Consider the following 25,846-nt stretch of genomic DNA (forward strand, 5'->3'; position numbering starts at 1 on the left):
AGACAACACAAAAAACAATGCCCATTCAGAGGCAGCACCTCAAATAACCGTGAGGCCAAAACCGTGATCAAGACCCTGGACCACCTCCCGCATCCCGTTGAGAATGCGGCCGCCCTCGCCGGCCATTTCACCGATCTGGCGCCGCCGCTCAACGAGCGCCAGGCGCACCTGGAGGCCTCGCGCTGCCTGTACTGCTACGACGCGCCCTGCGTGAATGCCTGCCCGAGCGAGATCGACATTCCCTCGTTCATCCGCAACATTGCGCAGGACAATGTGCAAGGTGCCGCGCAGAAAATCCTTTCGGCCAACATCCTCGGCGGCAGTTGCGCCCGGGTGTGCCCGACGGAAATTCTTTGCCAGCAAGCCTGCGTGCGCAACAACGCTCACGAATGCGCGCCGGTCATGATCGGCCTGTTGCAACGCTACGCCGTGGACAACGCCCACTTCAGTGCTCACCCCTTCCAGCGTGCTGCCGCCACCGGCAAACGCATCGCCGTGGTCGGTGCCGGTCCGGCCGGTTTGTCCTGCGCCCACCGCAGCGCCATGCACGGGCATGATGTGGTGATCTTCGAGGCACGGGAAAAGGCTGGCGGCCTCAACGAATACGGGATCGCCAAATACAAACTGGTGGATGACTACGCACAACAGGAGCTTGAGTTCCTGTTGCAGATTGGCGGGATCGAAATCCGTCACGGGCACAAGCTCGGAGAGAACCTGACCCTCAGCGAACTGCATCAACAGTTCGATGCGGTGTTCCTCGGCCTCGGGCTCAACGCCAGCAAACAGCTGGGTCTGGCCCACGAAGACGCGCCCGGCCTGCTCGCCGCCACCGACTACATCCGCGAACTGCGCCAGGCCGATGACCTGACCCAACTGCCCCTGGCCGATCATTGCATTGTCCTCGGCGCGGGCAACACCGCCATCGACATGGCGGTGCAAATGGCCCGCCTCGGTGCCCACGACGTGAATCTGGTGTACCGCCGTGGTACCGAAGACATGGGCGCCACCCATCACGAACAGGAGATTGCCAAGACCAATCAGGTGCGGCTGATGACCTGGGCACAACCGGAAGCAGTACTGCTCGATGACCACGGCCGCGTGCGCGGCATGCGTTTTGCCCGCACCCACCTGGTGGACGGTCGCCTGCAAACCACCGGTGAAACCTTCGAACTGGCCGCCGACGCGATCTTCAAGGCCATCGGCCAGGCTTTCGACGGCAGCGCCCTCAGCGATCCGCTGGCCCGTGAGCTCAAGCGCCAGGGTGAGCGCATCGAAGTCGATGAAAACCTGCGCACCAGCATCCCCGGCGTGTATGCCGGTGGCGACTGCACCAGCCTCGACCAGGACCTCACCGTGCAAGCGGTGCAGCATGGCAAACGCGCCGCCGAGGCGATCAACGCTCAACTGATGCTCAATGTGGAGGCTGCGTAAATGGCCGATCTGTCGATTGTCTTCGCCGGCATCAAAGCACCCAACCCATTCTGGCTGGCCTCCGCGCCGCCGACCGACAAGGCGTACAATGTGGTCCGCGCCTTCGAGGCCGGCTGGGGCGGCGTGGTCTGGAAAACCCTGGGTGAAGACCCGGCGGCGGTGAACGTGTCGTCGCGCTACTCGGCGCACTTCGGAGCGAACCGGGAGGTTCTGGGTTTTAACAACATCGAGCTGATCACCGACCGCTCACTGGAGATCAACCTGCGGGAAATCACCCAGGTCAAAAAGGACTGGCCAGACCGTGCGCTGATCGTGTCGTTGATGGTGCCCTGCGTCGAGGAGTCCTGGAAAAACATCCTGGCGCTGGTGGAGGCCACCGGTGCCGACGGCATCGAACTGAACTTCGGTTGCCCCCACGGCATGCCGGAACGCGGCATGGGCGCGGCGGTCGGCCAGGTGCCGGAATACGTGGAACAGGTCACCCGCTGGTGCAAGACGTATTGCTCGTTGCCGGTGATCGTCAAGCTCACGCCGAACATCACCGACATCCGCGTCGCCGCCCGCGCCGCCCACCGTGGCGGTGCCGATGCGGTGTCGTTGATCAACACCATCAACTCGATCACCAGCGTCAACCTTGAGCGCATGGTGGCCAACCCCATGGTCGGCAGCCAAAGCACCCATGGCGGTTATTGTGGTTCGGCCGTCAAGCCGATTGCCTTGAACATGGTCGCCGAAATCGCCCGTGATCCGCAGACCCAGGGCCTGCCGATCAGCGGCATCGGTGGTATCGGCAACTGGCGCGATGCTGCGGAATTCATCGCGCTGGGCAGCGGCGCGGTGCAGGTGTGCACGGCGGCGATGCTGCATGGTTTCCGGATTGTCGAGGACATGAAGGACGGTTTGTCACGCTGGATGGACAGTCAGGGCTACGCCAGCATCTCGGAATTTTCCGGCCGCGCGGTGGGCAACACCACGGACTGGAAGTACCTGGACATCAACTATCAGGTGATCGCAAAAATCGATCAGGACGCGTGCATCGGTTGCGGTCGTTGCCATATCGCTTGCGAGGACACTTCGCACCAGGCCGTGGCCAGCCTCAAGCAAGCGGATGGCACGCACAAATACCAGGTGATCGATGAGGAGTGTGTGGGCTGCAACCTGTGCCAGATCACCTGCCCGGTGCAGGACTGTATCGAGATGGTGCCGGTGGAGACTGGCAAGCCGTTTCTGGACTGGAATCATGATCCGAGGAATCCGTATCACGTCAGCCCTTGAGGTTTTCAGCGCCTGAAATGACGCCATCGCGAGCAAGCTCGCTCCCACAGTGTTTTATGTCGTACACAAATCCTGTGTACACCAGAGATACCTGTGGGAGCGAGCTTGCTCGCGATGAGGCCAGCAGCCATACCACCCAGCCTCAAGGCTCCAACCCGATCCCCCGCAAAATCACACTGGTCACCGTCTGCACCGCCCTTTCGAACTGCATGTCCGACAGCGGCTGGTGGTCATTGAGAATATTCACCTGGTGATCGAAGTCGGCATAGTGCTGGGTCGAGGCCCAGATCATGTACAGCAGGCTCGACGGCTCCACCGGCAGGATGCGTTTGTCGTCCACCCACTGGCGGATTTTCGCTTCCTTCATCTTGGCCCAGTCATACAGGCTCGCGTCCAGCGCTGCGCCGAGGGTCGGCGCGCCATGGATGATTTCGTTGGCCCAGACTTTCGAACCATAGGGCCGGCTGCGGGAATGGTTCATCTTGGCGCGAATATAGCTGCTGAGCACCACACGCGGGTCATCGAACATCTCGAAGCACAGGGCGTCCTGCTTCCAGACCTCCAGCAAGTCGAACAGCACCGCGCTGTACAGCTCGGTCTTGGTGCTGAAGTAGTAGTGCAGGTTGGAACGCGGCAGTTGCACCTCGGCGGCGATGTCGGCCATGGCGGTGCTGCCGAAGCCCTTTTCAGCGAAGACCTTTTCCGCCCCCAGCAGAATTTTTTCGACGTTACTGCGACGAATCTCGATCTTGTGATTGCCCATGCGGATCCCCGACAACAACGTTGAGCAAGACTAGCATTCGCTCTGGACCGCGGCGACAGAGGAAAACGAAACTTCGTACAGCCGCTGTCGTAACGCTAAACTCTGCGCACTTGGAAACTGCCTGAGGTACCCACGATGCCGATCAAGAAAACCCTGACCGTCGCTGCCCTGCTCGGCTCGCTGCTCGCCGCTTCTTCGGTGTTGGCCCACGCCCACCTGAAAAGCCAGACACCGGCCGCCGACAGCACCGTGACCGCGCCAACGCAATTGCGCCTGGTGTTCTCCGAAGGTGTCGAGGCCAGTTTCACCAAAGTCATGCTGACCCGGGATGGCGCACCGGTGGAGGTCAAAGCGCTGACCACCGAAGGCAGCGATAAAAAGACCCTGATCGTCACCCCGGCCGCGCCGTTGACCGCAGGCGCCTATAAAGTCGAATGGCACGCCGTGTCGGTCGACACCCACAAAAGCGAGGGTGCCTACGCCTTCAAGGTTGGCCAGTAATTCATGGCGAGCGCGCTGGTGCTGTGCCGCTTCCTGCATTTCATCGTGGTGTTGATGCTGTTCGGGGCCTGGGTGTTCAGGCCATTGCTATCAGATGGCGAAAACGCACTGGATCAGCGCCTGACACGCACCTCCCGCTGGCTGGCCGTGATCGCGCTGGCCAGCGGGGTCTGCTGGTTGATGCTGATTACCGCGAGCATGGCCGGGGCCTGGGACGCAGCCTTCGATCCGCCGACCCTGGGCCTGGTACTGGGCAACACTTTTTTCGGCCAGGTCTGGCGCTGGCATATGCTGATCAACCTGCTGTTGCTGGTCTTGCTGCTGACCCCACTGCGCGCCAGCCTTGCGCTGCGCCTGATCCTCAGCGGTCTGCTGCTGGCCACCCTGGCCCCGGTCGGCCACGGTGCCATGCTCGATGGCACCGCAGGGCATTTGCTGATCCTCAATCAACTCATTCACTTGATCTGCGTGGGTGCCTGGCTCGGTGGCTTGATGCTGCTGGTGATGATTCTGCGACAGCCTACGGGGCATTCGATCCGCCGGATGTTGCAGCGCTTCAGCGGCGTTGGTTACGGGTTGGTCGCCGGGTTGCTGATCACCGGGCTGATCAATGTACGGGTGCTCACCGGGGGGTTCTGGCCGACGCCATTGTTCAGCGGATTCGCCTTGATCCTGTTGATCAAGGCGTTGTTGGTGGCCTCGATGTTGGGCCTGGCGTTGTTCAATCGGCTGCGCATCGATGACTGCGAGCAGCGTCTGAAAGCATTGCGCACCAGCGTGATGCTGGAGTGGATGCTGGGGCTTGGTGCAGTGGCGGCGGTCTCGCTGCTGGGCACCCTGCCCCCGATGATTTCCACCTGAACCCACCCCCCTGTAGGAGCTGGCTTGCCAGCGAAAGCGCACTTTCAGACACACTAGTAGTGGCTGGCAGAACGTCTTCGCTGGCAAGCCAGCTCCTACAGGTTCTTCGGAAGTCGGTCTGACGCAAGTCATCGTATAACTTCCGATTGACAACCCGCAAAAATCCCGTAAATATCGCCCCCAATGTTGTACGACGACGTATGACAATAATAAAAACAAGAAACAAGGGAGCGTCACAGTGAGCAAGCTCGTCCGCAATTTCTCCGCCCGTTCTTCGCGTCCAGATTTTATCCGTCGTCATACCCTGAGCCTGATCGGCTGCAGCGGCCTGGCTCTCGTCCTGCCTATCACCTGCCAGGCCGAAGGTTTCACCGACGACGCCAAGGCCACGCTGAACCTGCGCAACGCCTACATCAACCGCAACTACATCAACCCGGCCTACCCCCAGGGCAAGGCTGAAGAGTGGACACAAAACTTCATTCTCGACGCCCGCTCCGGTTTCACCCAGGGCACCGTGGGTTTCGGTGTCGATGTACTGGGCCTGTACTCGCAGAAGCTCGATGGTGGCAAGGGCACCGGTGGCACGCAACTGTTGCCGATCCACGACGACGGCCGCCCCGCCGACAATTTCGGTCGGCTCGGCGTGGCGCTCAAAGGCAAGATTTCGAAAACCGAATTGAAGGTCGGCGAATGGATGCCGGTACTGCCGATCCTGCGTTCCGACGATGGCCGCTCACTGCCGCAGACCTTCCAGGGCGCGCAAGTGACGTCCAGCGAAATCAGTGGCCTGACGCTCTACGGCGGTCAATTCCAGCAAAACAGCCCGCGTAACGACGCGAGCATGGAAGACATGTTCATGAACGGCAAAGCGGCGTTCACCTCGGACCGTTTCAATTTCGGCGGCGGTGAATATGCGTTCAATGACAAACACACGCAGGTCGGCGTCTGGTATTCGGAGCTCAGCGATATTTACCAGCAGCAATACTTCAACCTGACCCACAGCCAGCCCCTCGGCGACTGGACCCTGGGCGCTAACCTGGGCTATTTCATCGGCAAGGAAGACGGCAACGCCAAGGCCGGTGACCTCGACAACAAGACCGCGTTCGCCCTGCTCTCGGCCAAGCATGGCGGCAACACCTTCTACGTCGGCCTGCAAAAACTCACCGGTGACGACGTCTGGATGCGGGTCAACGGCACCAGCGGCGGCACCCTGGCCAACGACAGCTACAACTCAAGCTACGACAACGCCAGGGAGCAATCCTGGCAAGTACGCCACGACTATAATTTCGTCGCCCTCGGCATTCCCGGCCTGACCCTGATGAACCGCTACATCAGTGGCGACAACGTGCACACCGGCGCCATCACCGACGGCAAGGAATGGGGCCGCGAATCCGAACTGGCCTACACGGTGCAAAGCGGTCCGCTGAAAAACCTCAACGTGAAATGGCGTAACGCGAGCATCCGCAAGAACTTCAGCACCAACGAATTCGATGAGAACCGGGTGTTCATCAGCTATCCGATTTCGTTGTTGTAACCCGCAAGGTTCAACACACCCCCTGTAGGAGCTGGCTTGCCAGCGAAAGCGTCAGGTCAGCCGCCGCAGATGTTGAATGAGCCACCGTCTTCGCTGGCAAGCCAGCTCCTACAGAGATTGTGTTGACCCTCCGTCATGTTCAACCAATGTCGCGTTGACAAGAACCGGAAACCCTAACGATACTTTGATTTAGTCGTACGACAACCTACAACAAACATATAACAACAACCGCGTGTCCAGGATTCCCATGACGACCACAGCAACCACCCGCCCCCCTTTCAACCGCCTGCTGCTGACCGGCGCCGCCGGTGGCCTCGGGAAAGTCCTGCGCGAAAGCCTGCGCCCTTACGCCAATGTGATTCGCCTGTCGGACATCGCCGACATTGCACCAGCCATCGATGACCGCGAAGAAGTCGTGCCGTGTGACCTCGCCGACAAGCAGGCGGTGCATCGACTGGTCGAAGGCGTGGACGCGATCCTGCACTTCGGCGGCGTGTCGACCGAGCGCTCGTTCGAAGAGATCCTCGGCGCCAACATCTGCGGCGTGTTCCACATCTACGAAGCCGCGCGCCGCCATGGCGTGAAGCGGGTGATCTTCGCCAGTTCCAACCATGTGATCGGCTTCTACAGGCAGGACGAAGTCATCGATGCACACTCCCCTCGCCGCCCGGACAGCTACTACGGCTTGTCCAAGTCCTATGGCGAAGACATGGCCACGTTCTACTTCGACCGCTATGGCATCGAGACCGTCAGCGTGCGCATCGGCTCGTCGTTCCCGGAGCCGCACAATCGCCGGATGATGAGCACCTGGCTGAGCTTCGGCGACCTGACCCGACTGCTCGAGCGCGCCTTGTACACGCCGAATGTCGGCCACACCGTGGTCTACGGCATGTCCGACAACAAGGACATCTGGTGGGACAACCGCTACGCCACGGCCCTGGGTTTTGCCCCGCAGGACAGCTCCGAAGTGTTCCGCGAAAAAGTTGAAGCCCAACCGATGCCCGCCGCCGACGACCCGGCGCGGCTGTATCAGGGCGGCGCCTTCTGCGCAGCCGGCCCGTTCGGTGACTGAGCCTTCGCGCCCCGCTTGAACCCACAACAAAAACCAAGGGAATGAGTCGCCATGCAAGCCCAATTGATTGTCGACGCCCGCAACGCCGTCGGTGAAAGCCCGGTCTGGGTACCTGAAGAAAACGCACTGTACTGGGTCGATATTCCCGCCGGAAGTTTACAGCGCTGGAGTGCCGATTCCGGCCTGGTGGATGCCTGGAAAACCCCGGAGATGCTCGCTTGCATTACACGTCATCGCGATGGCGGCTGGGTCGCCGGTATGCAGAGCGGGTTCTTCCGCCTGCATCCGTGCAACGACGGCAGCCTCGACAGTGAACAACTGGCCCAGGTCGACCATGCCCGTACCGACATGCGCTTGAACGATGGCCGCTGCGATCGTCAGGGACGCTTCTGGGCCGGCAGCATGGTGCTGGACATGGGCGCCAACGCCGCCGACGGTGCCTTGTATCGCTACAGCGCCGGGCAGCGCGGGCCGCTCGAGGCCCGACTGAGCGGGTTCATCGTGCCCAACGGCCTGGGCTTCAGCCCGGACGGGCGCACGATGTACCTGTCCGACTCCCATCCCCAGGTCCAGCAGATCTGGGCTTTCGACTACGACATCGAAACCGGTACGCCTTCGAATCGCCGTGTATTCGTCGACATGAACCAGCACGAAGGTCGCCCCGATGGCGCCGCGGTCGACGCCGATGGCTGCTACTGGATTTGCGCCAATGACGCAGGCTTGATCCACCGTTTTACCCCCGACGGCCGACTCGACCGCTCCCTCGCCGTCCCGGTGAAAAAACCCACCATGTGCGCCTTCGGTGGCCCTCGACTGGACACGCTGTTCGTGACCTCGATCCGCCCCGGCGACGACCATGACCCGCAATCCCTGGCCGGTGGCGTGTTCGCCCTCGACCCCGGCGTCAAAGGTTTACCCGAACCCCGTTTCAACGACTGAGCAACCTCAACGCAAAAGCGCTCCTGCTGCATCGCTGTGCCTTGAATATAAAAACAACAAAACTGGAGACACCCCCATGGATTTCAAACGCACCTTGCTCGCCGCCGCACTCCCCCTCACTGCATCATTCGCCTTCATTTTCAGCAGTGCCGCCCAGGCGCTGGAAATCAAATTCGCCGACATCCACCCCGCCGGTTACCCGACCGTGGTGGCTGAAGAGCAGCTGGGTAAAACCCTGGTGGCCGACAGCAACGGCGCGCTGACCTTCAAGATGTTCGCCGGCGGTGTACTCGGCTCGGAAAAGGAAGTGGTCGAACAGGCCCAGGTCGGCGCCGTGCAGATGGCCCGGGTCAGCCTCGGCATCGTTGGCCCGGTGGTGCCGGACGTGAACGTGTTCAACATGCCCTTCGTGTTTCGCGACCAGGCGCATATGCGCAAGGTCATCGACGGTGAAATCGGCGACGAAATCCTCGACAAGATCACCCACTCCGATTTCAACCTGGTCGCCCTGGCCTGGATGGACGGCGGCACGCGCAACCTCTACACCAAGAAACCGGTGCGCAGCATCGAAGACCTCAAGGGCATGAAAATCCGCGTGCAAGGCAACCCGATGTTCATCGAAACCATCAACGCCATGGGCGGCAACGGCATCGCGATGGATACCGGCGAAATCTTCAGCGCCTTGCAGACCGGCGTGATCGACGGCGCGGAAAACAACCCGCCGACCCTGCTCGAACACAACCACTACCAGAACGCCAAGTACTACAGCCTGACCGGTCACCTGATCCTGCCCGAGCCGATCGTGATGTCGAAAATCACCTGGGACAAACTCACCCCACAGCAGCAAGCCCTGGTGAAGAAAACCGCCAAGGCGGCCCAGGCCCAGGAACGCACTCTGTGGGATGCAAAATCGGCCAGCAGCGAAGAGAAACTCAAGGCCGCCGGCGTCGAGTTCATCACCGTCGACAAGAAACCTTTCTACGAAGCGACCGCCTCGATCCGCGAAAAATACGGCGCGCCCTACGCCGACCTGATCAAGCGTATCGAAGCCGTTCAGTAACCCTCCCTGCATTCAAGAAAGGCCCGGCGCCGCTGACGTTGATGTACGTCCGTGCGCGCCCGGTTACGGTGCAACCCGATGAAGAATCTGCTGCTAGGCATCAATGACAAGCTCTACATGACCTGTATCTGGGTCGCCGGGCTCTCCGTTCTGGCCATTGCATTAATCATTCCCTGGGGCGTGTTCGCCCGTTACGTACTCGGCACCGGCTCAAGCTGGCCAGAGCCCACGGCGATTCTGCTGATGATGGTGTTCACCTTCATCGGCGCTGCCGCCAGCTACCGCTCCGGCTCGCACATGGCGGTGGCGATGCTCACCGACCGCCTGCCGCCGCACCTGCGCAAGGCCGCGGCCATTGTGGCGCAACTGCTGATGGCAACGATCTGCCTGTTCATGGCCATCTGGGGCAGCAAGCTGTGCCTGTCGACCTGGAACCAGTTCATGAGCGCCCTGCCGACTCTGCGCGTGGGCATCACCTACATGCCGATTCCGGTTGGCGGCATGCTGACGCTGGTGTTTGTCCTGGAAAAACTCTTGCTCGGTGACCAGAGCAACCGTCGGGTCGTGCGTTTCGACCTCGTTGAAGAAAACGAAGGGGCTGCCTGAATGGACGCTTTTATTCTGTTGGGCAGTTTTATCGCGTTGATCCTGATCGGCATGCCGGTCGCCTACGCCCTGGGGTTTGCCGCACTGATCGGTGCGTGGTGGATCGATATCCCGTTCCAGGCGCTGATGATTCAGGTGGCCGGAGGCGTGAACAAGTTCTCCCTGTTGGCCATCCCGTTCTTCGTCCTGGCCGGCGCGATCATGGCCGAGGGCGGCATGTCCCGGCGCCTGGTGGCGTTCGCGGGGGTGCTGGTGGGCTTCGTGCGCGGCGGCTTGTCGCTGGTCAACATCATGGCCTCGACCTTCTTTGGCGCGATCTCCGGTTCCTCGGTGGCGGACACCGCCTCGGTCGGTTCGGTGCTGATTCCGGAAATGGAACGCCGTGGTTATCCCCGGGAATTCGCCACGGCGGTGACCGTCAGCGGTTCGGTGCAAGCGCTGCTGACACCGCCCAGCCACAACTCGGTGCTCTACTCCCTGGCCGCCGGCGGCACGGTGTCGATTGCCTCGCTGTTCATGGCCGGCGTGGTACCGGGCCTGTTGATGAGCGCGTGCCTGATGGTGCTGTGCCTGATCTTCGCGAAAAAGCGCGACTACCCCAAGGGTGAAGTCATTCCGATGCGCGAAGCGCTGAAGATCTGCGGCGAAGCGCTGTGGGGCCTGATGGCGATGGTGATCATCCTCGGCGGCATTCTGTCGGGCATTTTCACCGCGACCGAGTCGGCGGCCATTGCCGTGCTGTGGTCGTTCTTCGTGACCATGTTCATCTACCGCGACTACAAGTGGAGCGAGCTGCCGAAACTGATGCACCGCACGGTGCGGACGATTTCGATCGTGATGATCCTGATCGGCTTCGCCGCCAGCTTCGGCTACATCATGACCCTGATGCAGATCCCGGCGAAGATCACCACGCTGTTCCTGACCCTGTCGGACAACCGCTACGTGATCCTGATGTGCATCAACGTCATGCTGCTGTTACTGGGCACCGTGATGGACATGGCGCCGCTGATCCTGATCCTTACACCGATCCTGATGCCGGTGATTCTCGGCATAGGCGTGGACCCGGTGCAGTTCGGCATGATCATGCTGGTGAACCTGGGCATCGGCCTGATCACACCACCCGTGGGTGCGGTACTGTTCGTGGGGTCGGCGGTGGGCAAGGTCAGTATCGAATCCACCGTGAAGGCCCTGCTGCCGTTCTATGGCGTGCTGTTCCTGGTGCTGTTGGCCGTGACCTACATTCCGGCAATCTCACTGTGGTTGCCGCATCTGGTGTTGTGAAGTTCAAGGCAAGGGAGGCGCATCCTCCCTTGCCACCACCCTTTTTGAAGCAGGTCAACATGTCGCTAACACTGATCGAACTCGAAGACGAACTCACCCACCTCACCCTCGCCCCGCAACTGGGCGGCAGCATCGTCAACTGGACCGTACGCGGCACTGGCCAGCCCTTGCTGCGCCACGCCGATGAGCACGCCCTGAACACCGGCCTGCCTGGCAAGCTCGGCTGCTTTCCCTTGGTTCCCTGGTCCAACCGCATCGCCAATGGCGGTTTCGATTGCCCCGATGGCTGGCTGGCATTGGCGCCCAACAGTCGCACTGATCCCCTGCCGATTCACGGCAGCGCCTGGCAGCAGCCTTGGGAGGTGGTTTCACAATCGGAAAATGAAGTGGTCCTGCAACTCGACAGCACACCCCCCTTCGCTTATCGCGCCCGGCAACGTTTCCATTTGCGCGCGGGCAAGCTGAGCATCGAACTGCACGTCATGCACCTGGCTGAACACGCTGCATGGCATGGCCTGGGACTGCATCCATATCTGCCGCGCACCGCAAACACCCGACTACAGGCACCGGCCCGGCACGTGTGGTTGTGCGACGGGGCAAAACTGCCGACAGAACTCAGCGCCTTGCCAGTTGAGTGGGATTTCCGGCAACTGAAGGCATTGCCCGAAGCGCTGGTGGACAACGGTTTCTGTGAATGGGACGGTCACTGCCTGATCGAGCAAGCGGATCTTGGTTACGCACTCGAATGCCAGGCCACCGGCAGCGACTACTACCTGCTCTACTGCCCCGTGGGCCTGGGGTTTTTCTGCATCGAACCGGTGAGCCACCCGGTCAACGCGCACCACCTGCCCGGTCGGCCAGGCTTGCGTTTGCTGGAACAGGGTCAATCCACCGAACTGGGTTTCACGCTACAGTATCGGCCGCTTCAGGCAGAGGCCCCCAACAGTTGACTCAACACCGCGCGCAACTTGCCGGGCTTCACCGGTTTGTTCAGCAAAGGCGCGTTAAGCCGCTGCAATGCACGCCGACAATGGTCGGTGCGATCGGCAGTAATGATCACCGCGGGAATGTTCTGGTGAAAATGCTCGCGCAAATGTCGCACCACGTCACAGCCGACCACGCCGTGGTCGAGATGATAGTCCGCGAGAATCAGCTCCGGCGCCTGCCCCCGTAGCGCCGCCAGCGCAGCCGCTTCATCGGTGGCAACCAGAACGTCGCAGCCCCACTGCCCGAGCAACGCGCCCATGCTGTCGAGGATGCTCACTTCGTTGTCGATCACCAGTAAACGGCGGCCCGGCAGCGGGTTGCCGGTGCCCGGTTGTGGCACCGCCTGGCTCACGGGCAACGGAACCTCGTCGGAGATCGGCACTTCGATGCTGAACATCGAACCGTGCCCCGGCAACGAGTACACGCCGATTTTATAACCAAGGATCTTGGCGATGCGCTCGACGATCGCCAGCCCCAGTCCCACGCCCTTGCGGTCGGCGGCGCGGCCGACGTCCAGCTGGTTGAACTCGAGGAAGATCGAATCGAGCCGGTCGGCGGCGATGCCACGCCCGGTGTCCCAGACCTCCAGGCGCAACATCTCACCCCGACGCCTTGCCGCCAGCAGGATGCTGCCTTCGTCGGTGTAGCGGCAGGCATTGCTGAGGAAATTGCGCAGGATCCGCGTCATCAGGCGCAAGTCGGTGCTGATGGCGCAATCGACCATACGCACCCGCAGGTTCAAGCCGGCCGCCTGGGCAACGGACTGAAACTCCGAGACCAACGGCCCGAGCAGTTCGTCGAGGCGGTACGAGGCGATGTCCGGCTTGACCGCAGCTTGATCGAGCCGGGAAATGTCGAGCAGATCCGTCAGCAGGTCTTCAGCCCCTTCCAGGGCCTGGTGAGTGCGTTCCACCAGCAGCTGTTCAGCTTGCGGCAATTGGCGTTCGCGCAAGGTCGAAATCAGCAACCGCGCGGCGTTCAGCGGTTGCAACAGGTCGTGACTGGCGGCGGCGAGGTATTTGTCCTTGCTGTGGTTGGCCGCTTCGGCGGCATCGCGGGCGACGCGCAAGGCCTGGGCGATCTGTTTACGCTGGGTGATCTGCTGCTGAAGATTACGGTTGGCTTCGAGCAATTCATTGGTGCGCGCGACGACGCGCAGCTCCAGCTCGTCATTGAGTTGCTGCAGGCGTTGCTGGGCCAGTTTGCGCTCGGTGATATCGGAAACGAACCCTTCCACCAGCCCTTCCTGGCCGGGCTTGAGCAGCAGGTTCATCAACACATCCAGGTAACTGCCGTCCTTGCGGCGCAAGCGGGTTTCATAGCCGTGCAGGCTGCGCTGCTGCCTGAGGATTTCGCCGATGGTTTCCAGCTCCTGCGCGCCGTCGACGAACAGGGTGCTGGCAAGGTCGGTCAGGGAGAACAGCACCTCCTGTGCGTCCTGATAGCCAAGCATGCGCGCCAGCGCCGGGTTGGCGGCGCGCATGCCATCGTGCAGGCTGGCCTGGAAGATCCCGTGCACCGCGTTTTCGAACAGCCACTTGTAGCGGTTACGCTCGGCTTCCAGATCATCCAGGCGCGCGGCCAGTTCCGGGTAATGACTCTTGCGCGCCGAATGGCTGCCCAGCCCCAGCAGCCCGGCCAGGGCCCGTTGCTGTTCGTCAGAGGGCTTCGCCATAGACGACCTCGACATCACGCTGGCTGGACTCGCGCGGGTTGGTCAGGATGCACGGATCGTGCATCGCATGCTGCGACAGGAACGGAATGTCCGAGGTCCGCACGCCATGCAGACCGAGGGTTTCGTGAAAGCCGATGGCGTGCTTGAGGGCGATCAGGTGTTCGACCAGACGCCCGCAGATCTGCCGGTGATTCAGGCCCCGGCAGTCGATGCCAAAGGTCTCGGCGATCACCTTGAAGCGCTCCGGTGCCGAGTTGTAATTGAAGGCCACCACATGCTCGACCAGCACCGCGTTGCACAGGCCGTGGGGCAGGTCGAGAAAGCCGCCGAGGCTGTGGGACATGGCATGCACGGCGCCCAGGATGGCGTTGGAGAACGCAAGCCCCGCCTGCATGCTGCCGAGCATGATTTTCTCGCGCAGGGCGATGTCGCTCGGGTTGGCGATCATTTGCACCAGGTTGCCATTGATCAGGCGCATTGCCTCCAGCGCGTGGGGGTCGGTCAGCGGCCCGTGGCCGGTGGACACGAAGGCTTCGATGGCATGCACCAACGCGTCGATGCCGGTACAGGCCGACAGGAACGGATCCATGCTCAGGGTGGTTTCCGGGTCGATCAGCGAAACGTCCGGCACCACGGCCTTGCTGACGATGGAGAACTTCATGCGTTCCTGCTGGTTGGAAATGATCACGAATTGCGAGACGTCGGCCGAGGTGCCGGCGGTGGTCGGAATCAGGATCAGCGGCGGGCTGGGCACGCGGATGGTGTCCACGCCCTCGAATTCGAGAATGCTGCGGCCATGGGCGACGACGATGCCGATGCCTTTGCCGCAGTCCATCGGGCTGCCGCCTCCGACGGCGACGATCACGTCGCAGTGGTTTTCCCGGTACAGCTCGGCGCCACGCATCACCTCTTCGACCCGTGGGTTCGGTGAAACGTCGGTGTACAGGCAATATTCGATGCCCAGGGCTTGCAGGCTGGCTTCGACATCGGCGACCCAACCGGCGGCAATCACACCGGGGTCACTGACCACCAGGACCTTGCGCGCGCCAAAGGTCTTGGCGTAGTTGCCGACACTGTGCCGGCTACCGGCACCGAAGATGATTTCAGGCGAAACGAATTTACGCAGCTGGTTGAGACTCTGGCTCATTGGAAAGCCTGTTTTTATTGTTTTGGAAGGTAGAAACCACACTAAACCATCCAGCTGCGAATGCAATCAGACCAATGGGTAGCACATTCAAGTTCACCGCCGCACACTGTAGGAGCGAGCTTGCTCGCTCCTACAGGGGATATGTGTCACCAGACTAGCCGCGATAGATCAGCTGAGAGGCTTTCGCATTGCGCAGCGTCAGGTGCTCCATCCCCAACCCCGGTGCCTCTGCTTCCTCGCGGGCCTTGAGGATCACGCCGTGGTGAGGCGACTTGCTGCACACCGGGTCGGCATTGGCGGCATCGCCGGTCAGCATGAAGGCCTGGCAGCGGCATCCTCCCAGGTCCTTGTGCTTTTCGTCGCAGGAGCGGCACGGCTCCTTCATCCAGTCATCGCCGCGAAAACGATTGAAGCCGAGCGAGTCGTTCCAGATGTGCGAGAGGCTGTGCTCGCGCACATTGGGAAACTGCACAGGCAATTGCCGGGCGCTGTGGCAAGGCAGCGCCGTGCCGTCGGGGGTGATGTCGAGAAACAGGTTGGCCCAGCCATTCATGCAGGTCTTGGGACGTTCCTCGTAGTAGTCCGGGGTGACGAAGATCAGCTTGCACGGGTGGCCCTGGGCTTCGAGACGCTGGCGATAGTCGTTGGTGATGCGTTCGGCACGCTGCAATTGCTCGCGTGTAGGCAACAGCCCGACGCGATTCAGTTCGGCCCAGCCGTAGAATTGGCAGGTGGCCAACTCGACAAAATCCGCCTCCAGCTCCAGGCACAGCTCGATGATCTGCGCGATCCGGTCAATGTTGTGCCGATGGGTGACGAAGTTCAGCACCATCGGATAGCCTTGGGCTTTCACCGCGCGGGCCATCGCGAGTTTCTGCGCAAAGGCCTTGCGCGAGCCGGCGAGCATGTTGTTCACCGCCTCGTCGGCAGCCTGGAAGCTGATCTGGATATGGTCCAGCCCGGCCACCTTGAAGTCGCGCACCTTCTGCTCGGTCAGGCCGATACCCGAGGTGATCAGGTTGGTGTAGTAGCCCATGTCCCGGGCAGCCTTGATCAACTCGGCGAGGTCCTGACGTACCAGCGGCTCGCCACCGGAAAACCCCAGTTGCGCGGCGCCCATGTCCCGCGCTTCGCGGAATACGCGAATCCACTCTTGCGTGCTCAGCTCCTCGCCGTGCCGGGCAAAGTCCAGCGGGTTGGAGCAATAGGGGCATTGCAGCGGACAGCGGTAGGTCAGCTCGGCGAGCAGCCACAATGGCGGTCCGGGCGGCGTCTCACTCGATCCAGAACTGCGCATGGGCCACCTCCAGAAACGCCAGCACGTCTTCGTCGATCCCCGGTACGCCGGGGAAATCCGCACTCAATCGCTCAATGATCGCCGCCACGCTGCGCTGGCCATCCACCAGGTCGAGAATCTGTCCGGCACTGGCGTTGAGCTTGATCATGCCTTCGGGGTACAGCAGCACGTGGCAGTCCTGACGGGGTTCCCATTGCAGGCGAAAGCCGCGGCGCAAGGCCGGTGACTGCTGGCGATCGATCAGGCTCACAGGGCGATCCCCCGGTGCCAGACGTTGTCGTCGGTGACCGTGTGATACGGCGGGCGTGCAAGCTCGTAGGCCATGCTCATGGCATCGAGCATGCTCCACAGCACGTCGAGCTTGAATTGCAGAATCTGCAGCATGCGTTGTTGCCCCTCGGCCGTCACGTAGTGCGCCAGGGTGATGCGCAAGCCATGCTCGACATCGCGCCGTGCCTGGCTCAGGCGCGTGCGGAAGTAGTCATAGCCGGCGACGTCGATCCACGGGTAATGGGTGGGCCAGGCGTCGAGCCGCGACTGATGGATCTGGGGAGCAAAGAGTTCGGTCAGCGAACTGCTGGCCGCTTCCTGCCAGCAGGCGCGACGGGCGAAATTGACGTAGGCGTCCACCGCAAAACGCACCCCGGGCAGCACCAGTTCCTGGGAGAGGATCTGTTCGCGATCCAGGCCCACGGCTTCGCCCAGGCGCAGCCAGGCTTCGATACCACCTTCGCTGCCGGGGACGCCGTCGTGGTCGAGAATCCGTTGCAGCCACTCCCGGCGCACGTCACGGTCCGGGCAGTTGGCGAGAATCGCGGCGTCCTTGAGCGGAATGTTGATCTGATAGTAGAAGCGATTGGCGACCCAGCCCCGGATCTGTTCGCGGCTGGCGCGGCCGGCGTACATGGCCTGGTGGAAGGGATGGTGGATGTGGTAGTAGGCGCCCTTGGCGCGCAGGGCGGCTTCGAATTCGCTGGGGGACATTGCGTTGTCAGTCATTTTGTTCTCCGGGAATTTTTGCGGTGCCCGCGCCGGCCCTATCGCGAGCAAGCTCGCTCCCACAGGTGCTCGGTGGGAGCACAAATTTCATGTACAGCAGAAATCCATTGTGGGAGCGAGCTTGCTCGCGAAGGGGCCAGCCGCTATAGCTCAATACTCATGCCGTCATAAGCCACTTCAATCCCCCGCCGCTCCAGCAACGCCCGCTCGGCGGAGTCTTCATCGAGGATCGGATTGGTGTTGTTGACGTGGATCAGCACCTTGCGCTGGCGAGGGAAGGCTTCCAGCACTTCCAGCATCCCGCCGGGGCCGCTTTGCGGGAGGTGCCCCATTTCGCTGCCCAGGCTCTGGCCGACTTCGCAGATACGCATTTCGTCGTCGCGCCACAGGGTGCCGTCCAGCAGCAGGCAATCGGCACGCTGCATCCAGCCCAGCACTTCGTCGTCGATTTTGCCAAGCCCCGGGGCATAGAACAGCGAGGCGCCGTTGCGCAGGTCTTCGATGAACAGGCCTATGGTGTCGCCCGGTTGCGGGTTGCCACGATTGGGCGAATACGGCGGTGCGTTGCTCACCAAGGGAATCGCGCGAAATTGCAAATATTCGCAGGCCGGGATGCTGAACGGCTGGCGCTCGAGGCCGACCGGTTGCCAGTGCAATCCACCGTTCCAGTGCTCAAGCATGTTGAACAACGGGAAACCACTGCTCAGGTCCTGATGCACGCGCTCGGTGCACCACACCGCATGCGGGCAGCCTTCACGCAGGCTGAGCAAACCGGTGCAATGGTCGATCTGGCTGTCCAGCAACACGATGCCGGCGATGGCGCTGTCACGCAGGCGCCGCGCCGGTTGCATGGGCGCAAAACTCTCGAGTTGCGCGCGGATGTCCGGTGACGCGTTGCACAGCACCCACTCCACGCCGTCGTCGCTCAGGGCGATCGACGACTGCGTACGGCGCTGGGCACGCAGGCTGCCATTGCGCACACCGGCGCACTGGCGGCAGTTGCAGTTCCACTGCGGGAAACCACCGCCAGCGGCGGAACCGAGAACGCGGATATGCATGGCAGATGCTCCAGAAGGCAGGCCCGGCCAACGCAGCGGCTGGCCGGGTGATCAATCAACGGTTGGCGAAATACATCGTCACTTCGAAGCCAATGCGCAGATCGGTAAACGCGGGTTTAGTCCACATGGGTCATTCCTCTTCTTGTGCCGGGTGATTCCGGTAGAGCCATTAATGCACGGGGCGATGAGGGCCCGAATGCTACTTTCGAAGGAGCTTAGGGGGTGATTTGGTAGGGGGGGGTTGCACAAATTCTGTACACACCAAAAACCAATGTGGGAGCGAGCTTGCTCGCGATGACGGAGCAACAGTCAACCGAGATGTCGAATGTGCTGGCCTCATCGCGAGCAAGCTCGCTCCCACAGGTTATGCGTCGTGCTTAAGGAATCAGAAGAACCCCAGCGGATTGATGTCGTAGCTCACCAGCAGGTTTTTGGTCTGTTGGTAATGATCGAGCATCATCTTGTGGTTTTCCCGACCGACGCCGGACTTCTTGTAGCCACCGAACGCGGCGTGTGCCGGGTACAGGTGGTAACAGTTGGTCCACACGCGCCCGGCCTTGATCGCCCGGCCCATGCGGTAGGCGCGGTTGATGTCGCGGGTCCACAGGCCGGCACCGAGGCCGAACTCGCTGTCGTTGGCGATGGCCAGGGCTTCGGCTTCGTCCTTGAAGGTGGTGACGCCCACCACCGGGCCGAAGATTTCTTCCTGGAACACACGCATCTTGTTGTGACCCTTGAGCAGGGTCGGCTGGATGTAATAGCCGCTGGACAGGTCGCCCTCCAGTCGTTCGGCCGCGCCGCCGGTGAGCAGCTCGGCGCCCTCCTCCTGGGCAATGGTCAGGTACGAGAGGATCTTGTCGTATTGTTGCTCGGACGCCTGGGCGCCGACCATGGTCTCGGTGTCCAGCGGGTTGCCGCGCTTGATCTTGACGATCTTCTTCATCACTTCGGCCATGAACGGCTCGTAGATCGACTCCTGCACCAGCGCCCGGGACGGACAGGTGCAGACTTCGCCCTGGTTGAAGAACGCCAGCACCAGGCCTTCGGCGGCTTTTTCGATGAACGCAGGTTCCGCGTTCATGATGTCTTCGAAGAAGATGTTCGGCGACTTGCCGCCCAGCTCGACGGTGCTCGGGATGATGTTCTCGGCGGCACAATGCATGATGTGCGCACCCACCGGGGTCGAGCCGGTGAAGGCGATCTTGGCGATGCGCTTGCTGGTGGCCAGGGCTTCGCCGGCTTCGCGACCGAAGCCCTGGACGATGTTCAGCACGCCCGCCGGCAGCAGATCGGCGATGAGCTCAGCGAAGACCATGATCGACAGCGGCGTTTGCTCAGCAGGCTTGAGCACGATGCAGTTACCGGCGGCGAGGGCCGGGGCGAGTTTCCAGGCGGCCATCAGCAGCGGGAAGTTCCACGGAATGATCTGCCCGACCACGCCCAGGGGCTCATGGAAGTGATAGGCCGTGGTCAGTTCGTTGATCTCGGCGGCCCCGCCTTCCTGGGCGCGGATGCAGCCGGCGAAGTAACGGAAGTGGTCGGCCGCCAGCGGCACGTCGGCGTTCAGGGTTTCGCGCACGGCCTTGCCGTTGTCCCAGGTTTCGGTGACGGCCAGCACCTCAAGGTTCTGTTCGATGCGGTCGGCGATTTTCAGCAGCACCAGGGAGCGATCCTGGGCCGAGGTCTTGCCCCAGGCATCCGCGGCGGCATGGGCGGCGTCGAGGGCCTTGTCGATGTCGGCGGCGCTGGAGCGCGGGAACTCGGCGATCACTTCACCGGTGACCGGCGAGGTGTTGGTGAAGTACTCGCCATTGATCGGAGCGACGAACTCGCCGCCGATGAAGTTGCCGTAGCGCGGCTTGAAGGTAATGACGGCGCCTGGGGTTCCGGGTTGTGCGTAGATCATGGTGGGCCTCTGTCTGGGTCGATGCCTGTCGTACTGACAGGCGATGAGCCGATACTAGAGAGCCCCGCGTGCCAGACGAATGCATCGTTGGCAGGAGGGGCTCTCGTTATTTGGTAGTAGGAGCCGGCTTGCCGGCGAAGGCGTCTTCATTGGCGATGCATGTCTGAAGGGCCTATTCGCTGGCAAGCCAGCTCCTACAAGGTATGTTGCGTCCCCTCAGTGCTTGGCCACCAGGTCCTTGGGCAGCTTGAAGGTCCAGAGCATGCCGCCCTGGTTGAAGTCCTTGATGCGCTTGGCCACTTCACCGCCCCACAGCGGTACCGCGCCGCCCCAGCCGGAGAGCACCGAGACGTACTGTTCGCCGTCCATTTCCCAGGTCACGGGCGAGCCGAGCACGCCGGAGCCGGTCTGGAACTCCCAGACCTTCTCGCCGGTCTTGGCGTTGAACGCCTGCAGGAAGCCTTCCGGCGTGCCGGTGAACACCAGGTTGCCCTTGGTGGTCAGCACCCCGCCCCACAGCGGCGCGTAGTTCTTGTGGCGCCAGACTTCCTTGCCGGTTTTCGGGTCGATGGCCCGCAGCACGCCGATGTAGTCTTCGTTCAACGGTTTGATGGTGAAACCGGCCCCGAGGAACGCCGCGCCTTTTTTGTAGGCGATGCCTTCGTTCCAGATGTCCATGCCCCACTCGTTGGACGGCACATAGAACAGCCCGGTGTCTTGGTTGTAAGCCATCGGCATCCAGTTTTTCGCACCGAGGAACGCCGGCGCCACGAACACCGAACTGCCCTTGACTTCCGAGCCCGGGGCGCCGGGACGGCTGGCCTCGTTGTAGATAGGCCGGCCGTTCTTATCCAGGCCGGTGGCCCAGGTGATCTTGTCCACGAACGGGAAGCCACGGATGAATTTGCCGTTGGTGCGGTCCAGCACGTAGAAGAAGCCGTTACGGTCGGCCGTGGCCGCCGCCTTGATTTCCTTGCCGCCTTCGCTGTAGTTGAACGACACCAGCTCGTTCACGCCGTCGTAGTCCCAACCGTCGTGGGGTGTGCTCTGGAAGTGCCACTTGATGGTGCCGTCGTCCGGGTTGAGCGCCAGACGCGATGAGGAGTAGAGGTTGTCGCCAGGGCGCAGGTGCGAGTTCCACGGCGCCGGGTTGCCGGTGCCGAACAGCAGCAGGTTGGTTTCCGGGTCGTAATAGCCGCCAAGCCAAGGGGCCGCACCGCCGGTCTTCCACAGATCGCCCGGCCAGGTCTTGCCCGCCTCGCCGCCGGAGATGCCGTTCTCCACGGCTTTGCCGTCCTTGTAGACGTAGCCCATATGGCCTTCGACCGTCGGCCGGGTCCACAACAGGTCACCGTTTTTCGGGTCGTAGGCCTCGATCTTGCCCACCACGCCGAACTCGCCACCGGCCACGCCGGTAATCAGCTTGCCGTTGATCACCAGCGGCGCGGCGCTGATCGAGTAGCCTTCCTTGTGGTCGGCGACTTTCTTGCTCCACACCACCTTGCCGGTGTCCTTGTTCAGCGCCACGAGCTTGGCGTCGAGGGTGCCGAAGATCACCAGGTCGCCATACAGCGCGACGCCACGGTTGATCACGTCGCAGCAGGGACGGATGTCATCGGGCAGGCGCGCGTCGTATTGCCAGAGTTTCTTGCCGGTACGCGCATCCACGGCGAATACGCGGGAGTAGGAACCGGTCATGTACATCACACCGTCCTTGACCATCGGCTGCGCTTGCTGGCCACGCTGTTTTTCACCGCCAAAGGAAAACGCCCACGCCGGCCGCAGTTCCTTGACGTTGTCGACGTTGAGAATATCCAGCGGGCTGTAGCGCTGACCCTGAACGCCGAGGCCGTTGGTCACGATCTGTTCCGGGTTCTTCGGGTCCTGGAGAATGTCCTGGTCGGAAACCCCGGCCAATGCCTGGCCGGACAACAGCATGGCACTGAGCAGCAGGCTCAGGACGAAGGGCTGGCGACGTGCGGGTTGAGTCATGACGGCTTCCTCTGCGGATTGTTGTTATGTCCGGGATATTTTCCCGGTCTGGTGCAGATTCTTGAGCGCCACCGCCCTGGCAACAATTGCCCGCAATGAGGAGATTGCTAGTTCCTTGGTACAGGGTGGGAGGAGATGAGCAGCGGATTTTGTGCCAGACGAAAATCCCCTGTGGGAGCGAGCTTGCTCGCGATGAGGCCCTGACCGTCAACATTGATGTCGGCTGATACGACGCCATCGCGAGCAAGCTCGCTCCCACAGGGGGTCTGTGTTTGCTCACTTTTGTACGGCAGAATCCACCCGCGTCATCCGCTCGCGCTCGTAGCGCGGGTACAGATGGCTGACGCTGCGGATCAGCTCATAACGGCTCAGGTTGATCCCGGCGAAGCGTTCGGGGATGGGGCTGCGGATCATCTCGGCCATGTCGCTGCCATTGGCCGCGCCGTCGCGCATGAGCTGATCGAGCCAGGTCAGGTAATCGCGCATTTGCTCGAAGGGTTGTGGATCGCTCGCCACCGGGCCGTGGCCGGGTACGACCAGCGTCCAGGGCAAGCCTTGCAGGGTCGCGATGTCCGCCAGCCACACGGACAGCCCTGGACTGTTGGGGGTAGTCAGGGCCCGTTGATAAAACACCAGGTCCCCGGCAAACAGCACGCCGGTTTGCTGGTCGAGAATAGCCAGATCCGCGCCCGTATGCCCACCCAGGCTCAGCAGACGCAGATCGTGATTCCCAAAACTTTTCACGCCGGGTGTCAGCGTCTGGGTCGGCAGCACCACTTCGGTGCCACGCATCCAGTCACCCACCATGCGGTACATATTCTCGGCCATGGCATCGCCTTGCCGGTGCAACAGCTCGGTGGTGCCGGCCAAGGCGCCGATCGGCACGTCGCTGAAGGCCTGATTGCCCAGCACATGGTCCGGGTGGTGATGGGTCAGCAAGACCTCGATCACCGGTTTATCAGTGGTGGCGGCAATGGCCTTGCGCATCGCTTCGCCGTAACGCCTGGACGGCCCGGTGTCGATCACCACCACACCGCGTTCAGTGACGATGAACGCGGTGTTGACGATGTTGCCGCCATTGGCCTTGGCGAAATTATCGGTACTGCCTTCCAGCAGCCAGGTGTCCTGGGCGATCTGCCGGGGCTTGAGCGAGTACTCGAGATCGGCCAGGGCCGGCAGACTGACGCTTAACACCATCAACAGGATCCAGCGCATGCCACGCTCCTTGGGGTCGCGTTTCTTGGGGTCACGCTTCTTTGGCTCAGAGTATCGACGCATCGAACTCATTACCGCTGTTGTCCCGCAGCAGCAGGCGCGTTTGCCCTGCTCCTTCGACGTCGAAGGCCAGGTTGGGGTTTTCGCTGACCGCAGGGAACAGCTCCAGCCGGGCCAGCACTTGCTCGTTTTGGTCGCGCAACTCGGCATGGTTGATGAAAAATTCCGGAATGCCGCTGACCATGCCGTTGTCCATGGGATGGGCCACCTGCAAACGCAAGCGGCTGAATTCACCCCGGGGATAACGCCCGCCGAGCACTTCGCCGATGTGCTCCTCCCAGCCCGGCTGGCTGCGTACCACGCTCGGCGCGGTGCAGCCGCCACCTGCCGCGTCGATCAGGGTCGAACCGACATGCCATACGCCGTCGCGGGTCAACACCGCCGCGCGCAAGGGCGTGGCCTGTTCGATGCGAATGCGCAACGACAGCCAGGGCAAAACCGAATTCAGCGGCTGGAAGTCGACGATTTTCGGCAACGGGTTCAGCTCGGCCCAGGCGAGGATCTTCACCACTTCGCCCTTGAATGCCCGGGCGTCGATTTCCAGCGGCACCTGCCGGGCATCTTCGGCAAACGGCGGCGCCAGCAACTTGACCCGATCATCGAAAACGAACGGCGCATTGCCCAGAAACCGCTGCTGATAGAAGGCCCACATCACCGATGGCACCGGGTCTTTGCCGGGATCGATTTCGGCGGCCTGTGCCGCCAGGCTTAACCAGCAGGCCAACAGACAACTCCCTCGCCATTTCATCGCCTGCTCCTTATTGATACATCTCGGGCACGTCGTAACGCAGGCCGTAATGGCCGTAGATGGTCTTCACCGCGCCCTCGCGGATCAGGCCTTCGAGCGCCTCTTCCACGGCATAGGCCAGTTGGCGATTGCTTTCGTGCACCGCCATGCCGATTTCCCAAAGCTGCTTGCCCATGTTCGGGTAGGCATTCTCCGCCAGTGCCACTTGCGGGTCGGCCGCTTCATGGACCTGCCAGTCGATCTCGCCGCGCATGGCCATCACCGCGTCGACCTCACCGGCCTTCATCGCGGTAAACGCCTGGGGCACGCCGGGATAGTGATGGGTCTTGCCGGCGAGCATGCCGTTGAACACCGAGGTCAGGTAGAACGACGGCACGCTGTCGACTTCGACACCGATCGGGTGTTGCTCGAACACCGCAACGCTGGCGACCTTGTCCAGTCGCCGGCGGTCATAGGCCACCTGCCATTGTTCGTTTTGATACGGACCGAACATCACCACTTGACCGTTGACCAGCTCGCCGAACTCGTTGCGCTTCTGCGCGTAGTCGCGGTCATAGGGCACGCGCATCATCAGGTCAGCCAGTTGCTGGTTGTGCAAGGCACTGGCACGCCAGATGTAATCGCGCAGGTCGTCGTCGAGCTTTTCCCCGGCCGGTGCCCAGATCAGCGTCAGGCGCACGCCGAGCGCCTTGGCCAGGGCTTCGGCAAGTTCGACATCGACACCCTGGGGCTTTCCGGCGCTTTCAAAGCTGTAGGGGGCGAAGTCCTTGTAGACCGCCACCTTCAGCTCCCCGGCGGCGATCATTTCGTCGTAGTTGCGAACCTGCGCCTGCGCCGCCTGGCAGCACAGCCACAGAGCGCTGATCAACACCGCGAGCAGGCGCATGGGTCACTCCTCGACGTGCACGGTGTCCAGATAAGTGCGCACCGCCCACAGGGCTTCCTGGCTCAGGTAGTCGGCCATCTTCGGCATGTACACCCGACCGTCGCGCACCGCGCCATGGCGCACCCGTTCGGCGAACCATTCATCGCCCGCCTCACCGACATCGAGCATGCGCAAGTCGGGGGCGATACCACCGGACTTGGCTTCCAGGCCGTGACAGGCCGCGCAGTTCTGGGTGTAGGCCGAAGAGCCGATCTCCACTGCCTTGTCGTGTTCCGGAGCAGTGCGATACGGGTTCACCGCGGCCCAGCCGTCGGCATCGAGTTGCACACCGGCATCCTTGATCGGGGTCAGCCCCGGGGTGGCCACGGCTTGTGGCACCACGTTGCCGTGGGCCCAGACGGAACCTGCGCTGATCAGACCGGCCAATAGCCCGGTCACGAGCAAGGCGTTGCGTTTTGTTGTCATTGTTATGCCCTCTGGGTTGCACGCAAAACCTCTTGGCAGAGGCTATGGCAGCCATCTTAAAAACGGCATCGCACTCACCCCATGCTGC

General features: G+C 62.0%; 25 protein-coding genes. 11 read left to right on the forward strand and 14 right to left on the reverse strand.

The annotated features are described in order from the left end of the window. The first annotated feature begins 63 nt into the window (after nt 1-63). Entirely contained in the window at nt 64-1,431 is a 1,368-nt protein-coding gene (locus tag KGA81_RS16160) for an NAD(P)-dependent oxidoreductase (protein ID WP_223547195.1), read from the forward strand. Further along, the gene (gene preA, locus KGA81_RS16165; protein WP_223547196.1) at nt 1,432-2,706 is read left to right on the forward strand and encodes an NAD-dependent dihydropyrimidine dehydrogenase subunit PreA; all 1,275 of its coding nucleotides are present in this window, start codon (nt 1,432-1,434) and stop codon (nt 2,704-2,706) included. 142 nt (nt 2,707-2,848) lie between these two features. On the opposite strand, the gene KGA81_RS16170 is transcribed toward preA, so the two are convergent. Then, nucleotides 2,849-3,469, reverse strand: a complete 621-nt coding sequence (locus KGA81_RS16170) for a TetR/AcrR family transcriptional regulator (protein ID WP_007988213.1) — start codon at nt 3,467-3,469, stop codon at nt 2,849-2,851. A 135-nt stretch (nt 3,470-3,604) separates the two neighbouring features. Between KGA81_RS16170 and copC the strand changes: the two genes are divergently transcribed. From copC to KGA81_RS16215, 9 genes are all read left to right on the forward strand, one after another. Continuing rightward, on the forward strand, nt 3,605-3,970 hold the full coding sequence (copC, locus tag KGA81_RS16175; RefSeq protein WP_223547197.1) for a copper homeostasis periplasmic binding protein CopC: 366 nt from the start codon (nt 3,605-3,607) through the stop codon (nt 3,968-3,970). Nucleotides 3,971-3,973: 3 nt separating this feature from the next. Beyond that, the gene (gene copD, locus KGA81_RS16180; protein ID WP_223547198.1) at nt 3,974-4,831 is read left to right on the forward strand and encodes a copper homeostasis membrane protein CopD; all 858 of its coding nucleotides are present in this window, start codon (nt 3,974-3,976) and stop codon (nt 4,829-4,831) included. 238 nt (nt 4,832-5,069) lie between these two features. Next, the gene (locus tag KGA81_RS16185; RefSeq protein ID WP_223547199.1) at nt 5,070-6,365 is read left to right on the forward strand and encodes an OprD family porin; all 1,296 of its coding nucleotides are present in this window, start codon (nt 5,070-5,072) and stop codon (nt 6,363-6,365) included. A 247-nt stretch (nt 6,366-6,612) separates the two neighbouring features. Then, nucleotides 6,613-7,437: an NAD-dependent epimerase/dehydratase family protein gene (locus KGA81_RS16190; RefSeq protein WP_223547200.1), complete on the forward strand. Its 825-nt coding sequence runs from the start codon at nt 6,613-6,615 to the stop codon at nt 7,435-7,437. Nucleotides 7,438-7,488: 51 nt separating this feature from the next. Then, entirely contained in the window at nt 7,489-8,376 is an 888-nt protein-coding gene (locus tag KGA81_RS16195; RefSeq protein ID WP_223547201.1) for an SMP-30/gluconolactonase/LRE family protein, read from the forward strand. 76 nt (nt 8,377-8,452) lie between these two features. Then, entirely contained in the window at nt 8,453-9,436 is a 984-nt protein-coding gene (locus KGA81_RS16200; protein WP_223547202.1) for a TRAP transporter substrate-binding protein, read from the forward strand. Between the two features lie 78 nt (nt 9,437-9,514). Next, complete coding sequence (locus tag KGA81_RS16205) at nt 9,515-10,042, forward strand: TRAP transporter small permease (RefSeq protein WP_223547203.1); 528 nt, start codon at nt 9,515-9,517, stop codon at nt 10,040-10,042. Then, the gene (locus KGA81_RS16210) at nt 10,043-11,323 is read left to right on the forward strand and encodes a TRAP transporter large permease (RefSeq protein WP_095944137.1); all 1,281 of its coding nucleotides are present in this window, start codon (nt 10,043-10,045) and stop codon (nt 11,321-11,323) included. Between the two features lie 59 nt (nt 11,324-11,382). Continuing rightward, nucleotides 11,383-12,273, forward strand: a complete 891-nt coding sequence (locus KGA81_RS16215; protein ID WP_223547204.1) for an aldose 1-epimerase — start codon at nt 11,383-11,385, stop codon at nt 12,271-12,273. Here the strand turns inward: KGA81_RS16215 and KGA81_RS16220 are convergent. The 13 genes from KGA81_RS16220 to pedF form a co-directional block, all read right to left on the reverse strand. Next, nucleotides 12,249-13,985, reverse strand: a complete 1,737-nt coding sequence (locus tag KGA81_RS16220) for a NahK/ErcS family hybrid sensor histidine kinase/response regulator (RefSeq protein ID WP_223547205.1) — start codon at nt 13,983-13,985, stop codon at nt 12,249-12,251. The genes KGA81_RS16215 and KGA81_RS16220 overlap by 25 nt on opposite strands. Further along, entirely contained in the window at nt 13,969-15,132 is a 1,164-nt protein-coding gene (gene ercA / locus KGA81_RS16225) for an alcohol dehydrogenase-like regulatory protein ErcA (RefSeq protein ID WP_223547206.1), read from the reverse strand. The genes KGA81_RS16220 and ercA overlap by 17 nt, the downstream gene beginning before the upstream one ends. Before the next feature lie 154 nt (nt 15,133-15,286). After that, nucleotides 15,287-16,429 carry a pyrroloquinoline quinone biosynthesis protein PqqE gene (gene pqqE, locus KGA81_RS16230; RefSeq protein ID WP_223547207.1) on the reverse strand — a complete coding sequence of 381 codons (1,143 nt, stop codon included), beginning with the start codon at nt 16,427-16,429 and terminating at the stop codon, nt 15,287-15,289. Further along, nucleotides 16,407-16,679, reverse strand: coding sequence for a pyrroloquinoline quinone biosynthesis peptide chaperone PqqD (pqqD, locus tag KGA81_RS16235; protein ID WP_223547208.1), 273 nt, complete (start codon nt 16,677-16,679; stop codon nt 16,407-16,409). Before pqqD ends, pqqE begins: the two co-directional genes overlap by 23 nt. Continuing rightward, entirely contained in the window at nt 16,676-17,428 is a 753-nt protein-coding gene (gene pqqC / locus KGA81_RS16240; RefSeq protein ID WP_223547209.1) for a pyrroloquinoline-quinone synthase PqqC, read from the reverse strand. Before pqqC ends, pqqD begins: the two co-directional genes overlap by 4 nt. 143 nt (nt 17,429-17,571) lie before the next feature. Then, entirely contained in the window at nt 17,572-18,486 is a 915-nt protein-coding gene (pqqB, locus tag KGA81_RS16245; protein ID WP_223547210.1) for a pyrroloquinoline quinone biosynthesis protein PqqB, read from the reverse strand. Nucleotides 18,487-18,541: 55 nt separating this feature from the next. After that, nucleotides 18,542-18,613: a pyrroloquinoline quinone precursor peptide PqqA gene (gene pqqA / locus KGA81_RS16250; RefSeq protein WP_003253598.1), complete on the reverse strand. Its 72-nt coding sequence runs from the start codon at nt 18,611-18,613 to the stop codon at nt 18,542-18,544. Nucleotides 18,614-18,871: 258 nt separating this feature from the next. Then, complete coding sequence (locus tag KGA81_RS16255; RefSeq protein ID WP_223547211.1) at nt 18,872-20,392, reverse strand: aldehyde dehydrogenase family protein; 1,521 nt, start codon at nt 20,390-20,392, stop codon at nt 18,872-18,874. 216 nt (nt 20,393-20,608) lie between these two features. Then, complete coding sequence (locus tag KGA81_RS16260) at nt 20,609-22,384, reverse strand: PQQ-dependent methanol/ethanol family dehydrogenase (protein ID WP_223547212.1); 1,776 nt, start codon at nt 22,382-22,384, stop codon at nt 20,609-20,611. A 276-nt stretch (nt 22,385-22,660) separates the two neighbouring features. Continuing rightward, a complete protein-coding gene (locus tag KGA81_RS16265; protein WP_223547213.1) occupies nt 22,661-23,599 on the reverse strand; it encodes a quinoprotein relay system zinc metallohydrolase 1 in 939 nt (312 codons plus the stop codon). 46 nt (nt 23,600-23,645) lie between these two features. Further along, the gene (locus KGA81_RS16270) at nt 23,646-24,407 is read right to left on the reverse strand and encodes a quinoprotein dehydrogenase-associated SoxYZ-like carrier (RefSeq protein WP_223547214.1); all 762 of its coding nucleotides are present in this window, start codon (nt 24,405-24,407) and stop codon (nt 23,646-23,648) included. Between the two features lie 10 nt (nt 24,408-24,417). Then, nucleotides 24,418-25,293: a substrate-binding periplasmic protein gene (locus KGA81_RS16275; protein ID WP_223547215.1), complete on the reverse strand. Its 876-nt coding sequence runs from the start codon at nt 25,291-25,293 to the stop codon at nt 24,418-24,420. A 3-nt stretch (nt 25,294-25,296) separates the two neighbouring features. After that, entirely contained in the window at nt 25,297-25,758 is a 462-nt protein-coding gene (pedF, locus tag KGA81_RS16280; protein ID WP_218428668.1) for a cytochrome c-550 PedF, read from the reverse strand. Nucleotides 25,759-25,846: the final 88 nt, after the last annotated feature.

It is taken from the genome of Pseudomonas sp. A-B-19 (assembly GCF_019947515.1).
Taxonomy (GTDB): domain Bacteria; phylum Pseudomonadota; class Gammaproteobacteria; order Pseudomonadales; family Pseudomonadaceae; genus Aquipseudomonas.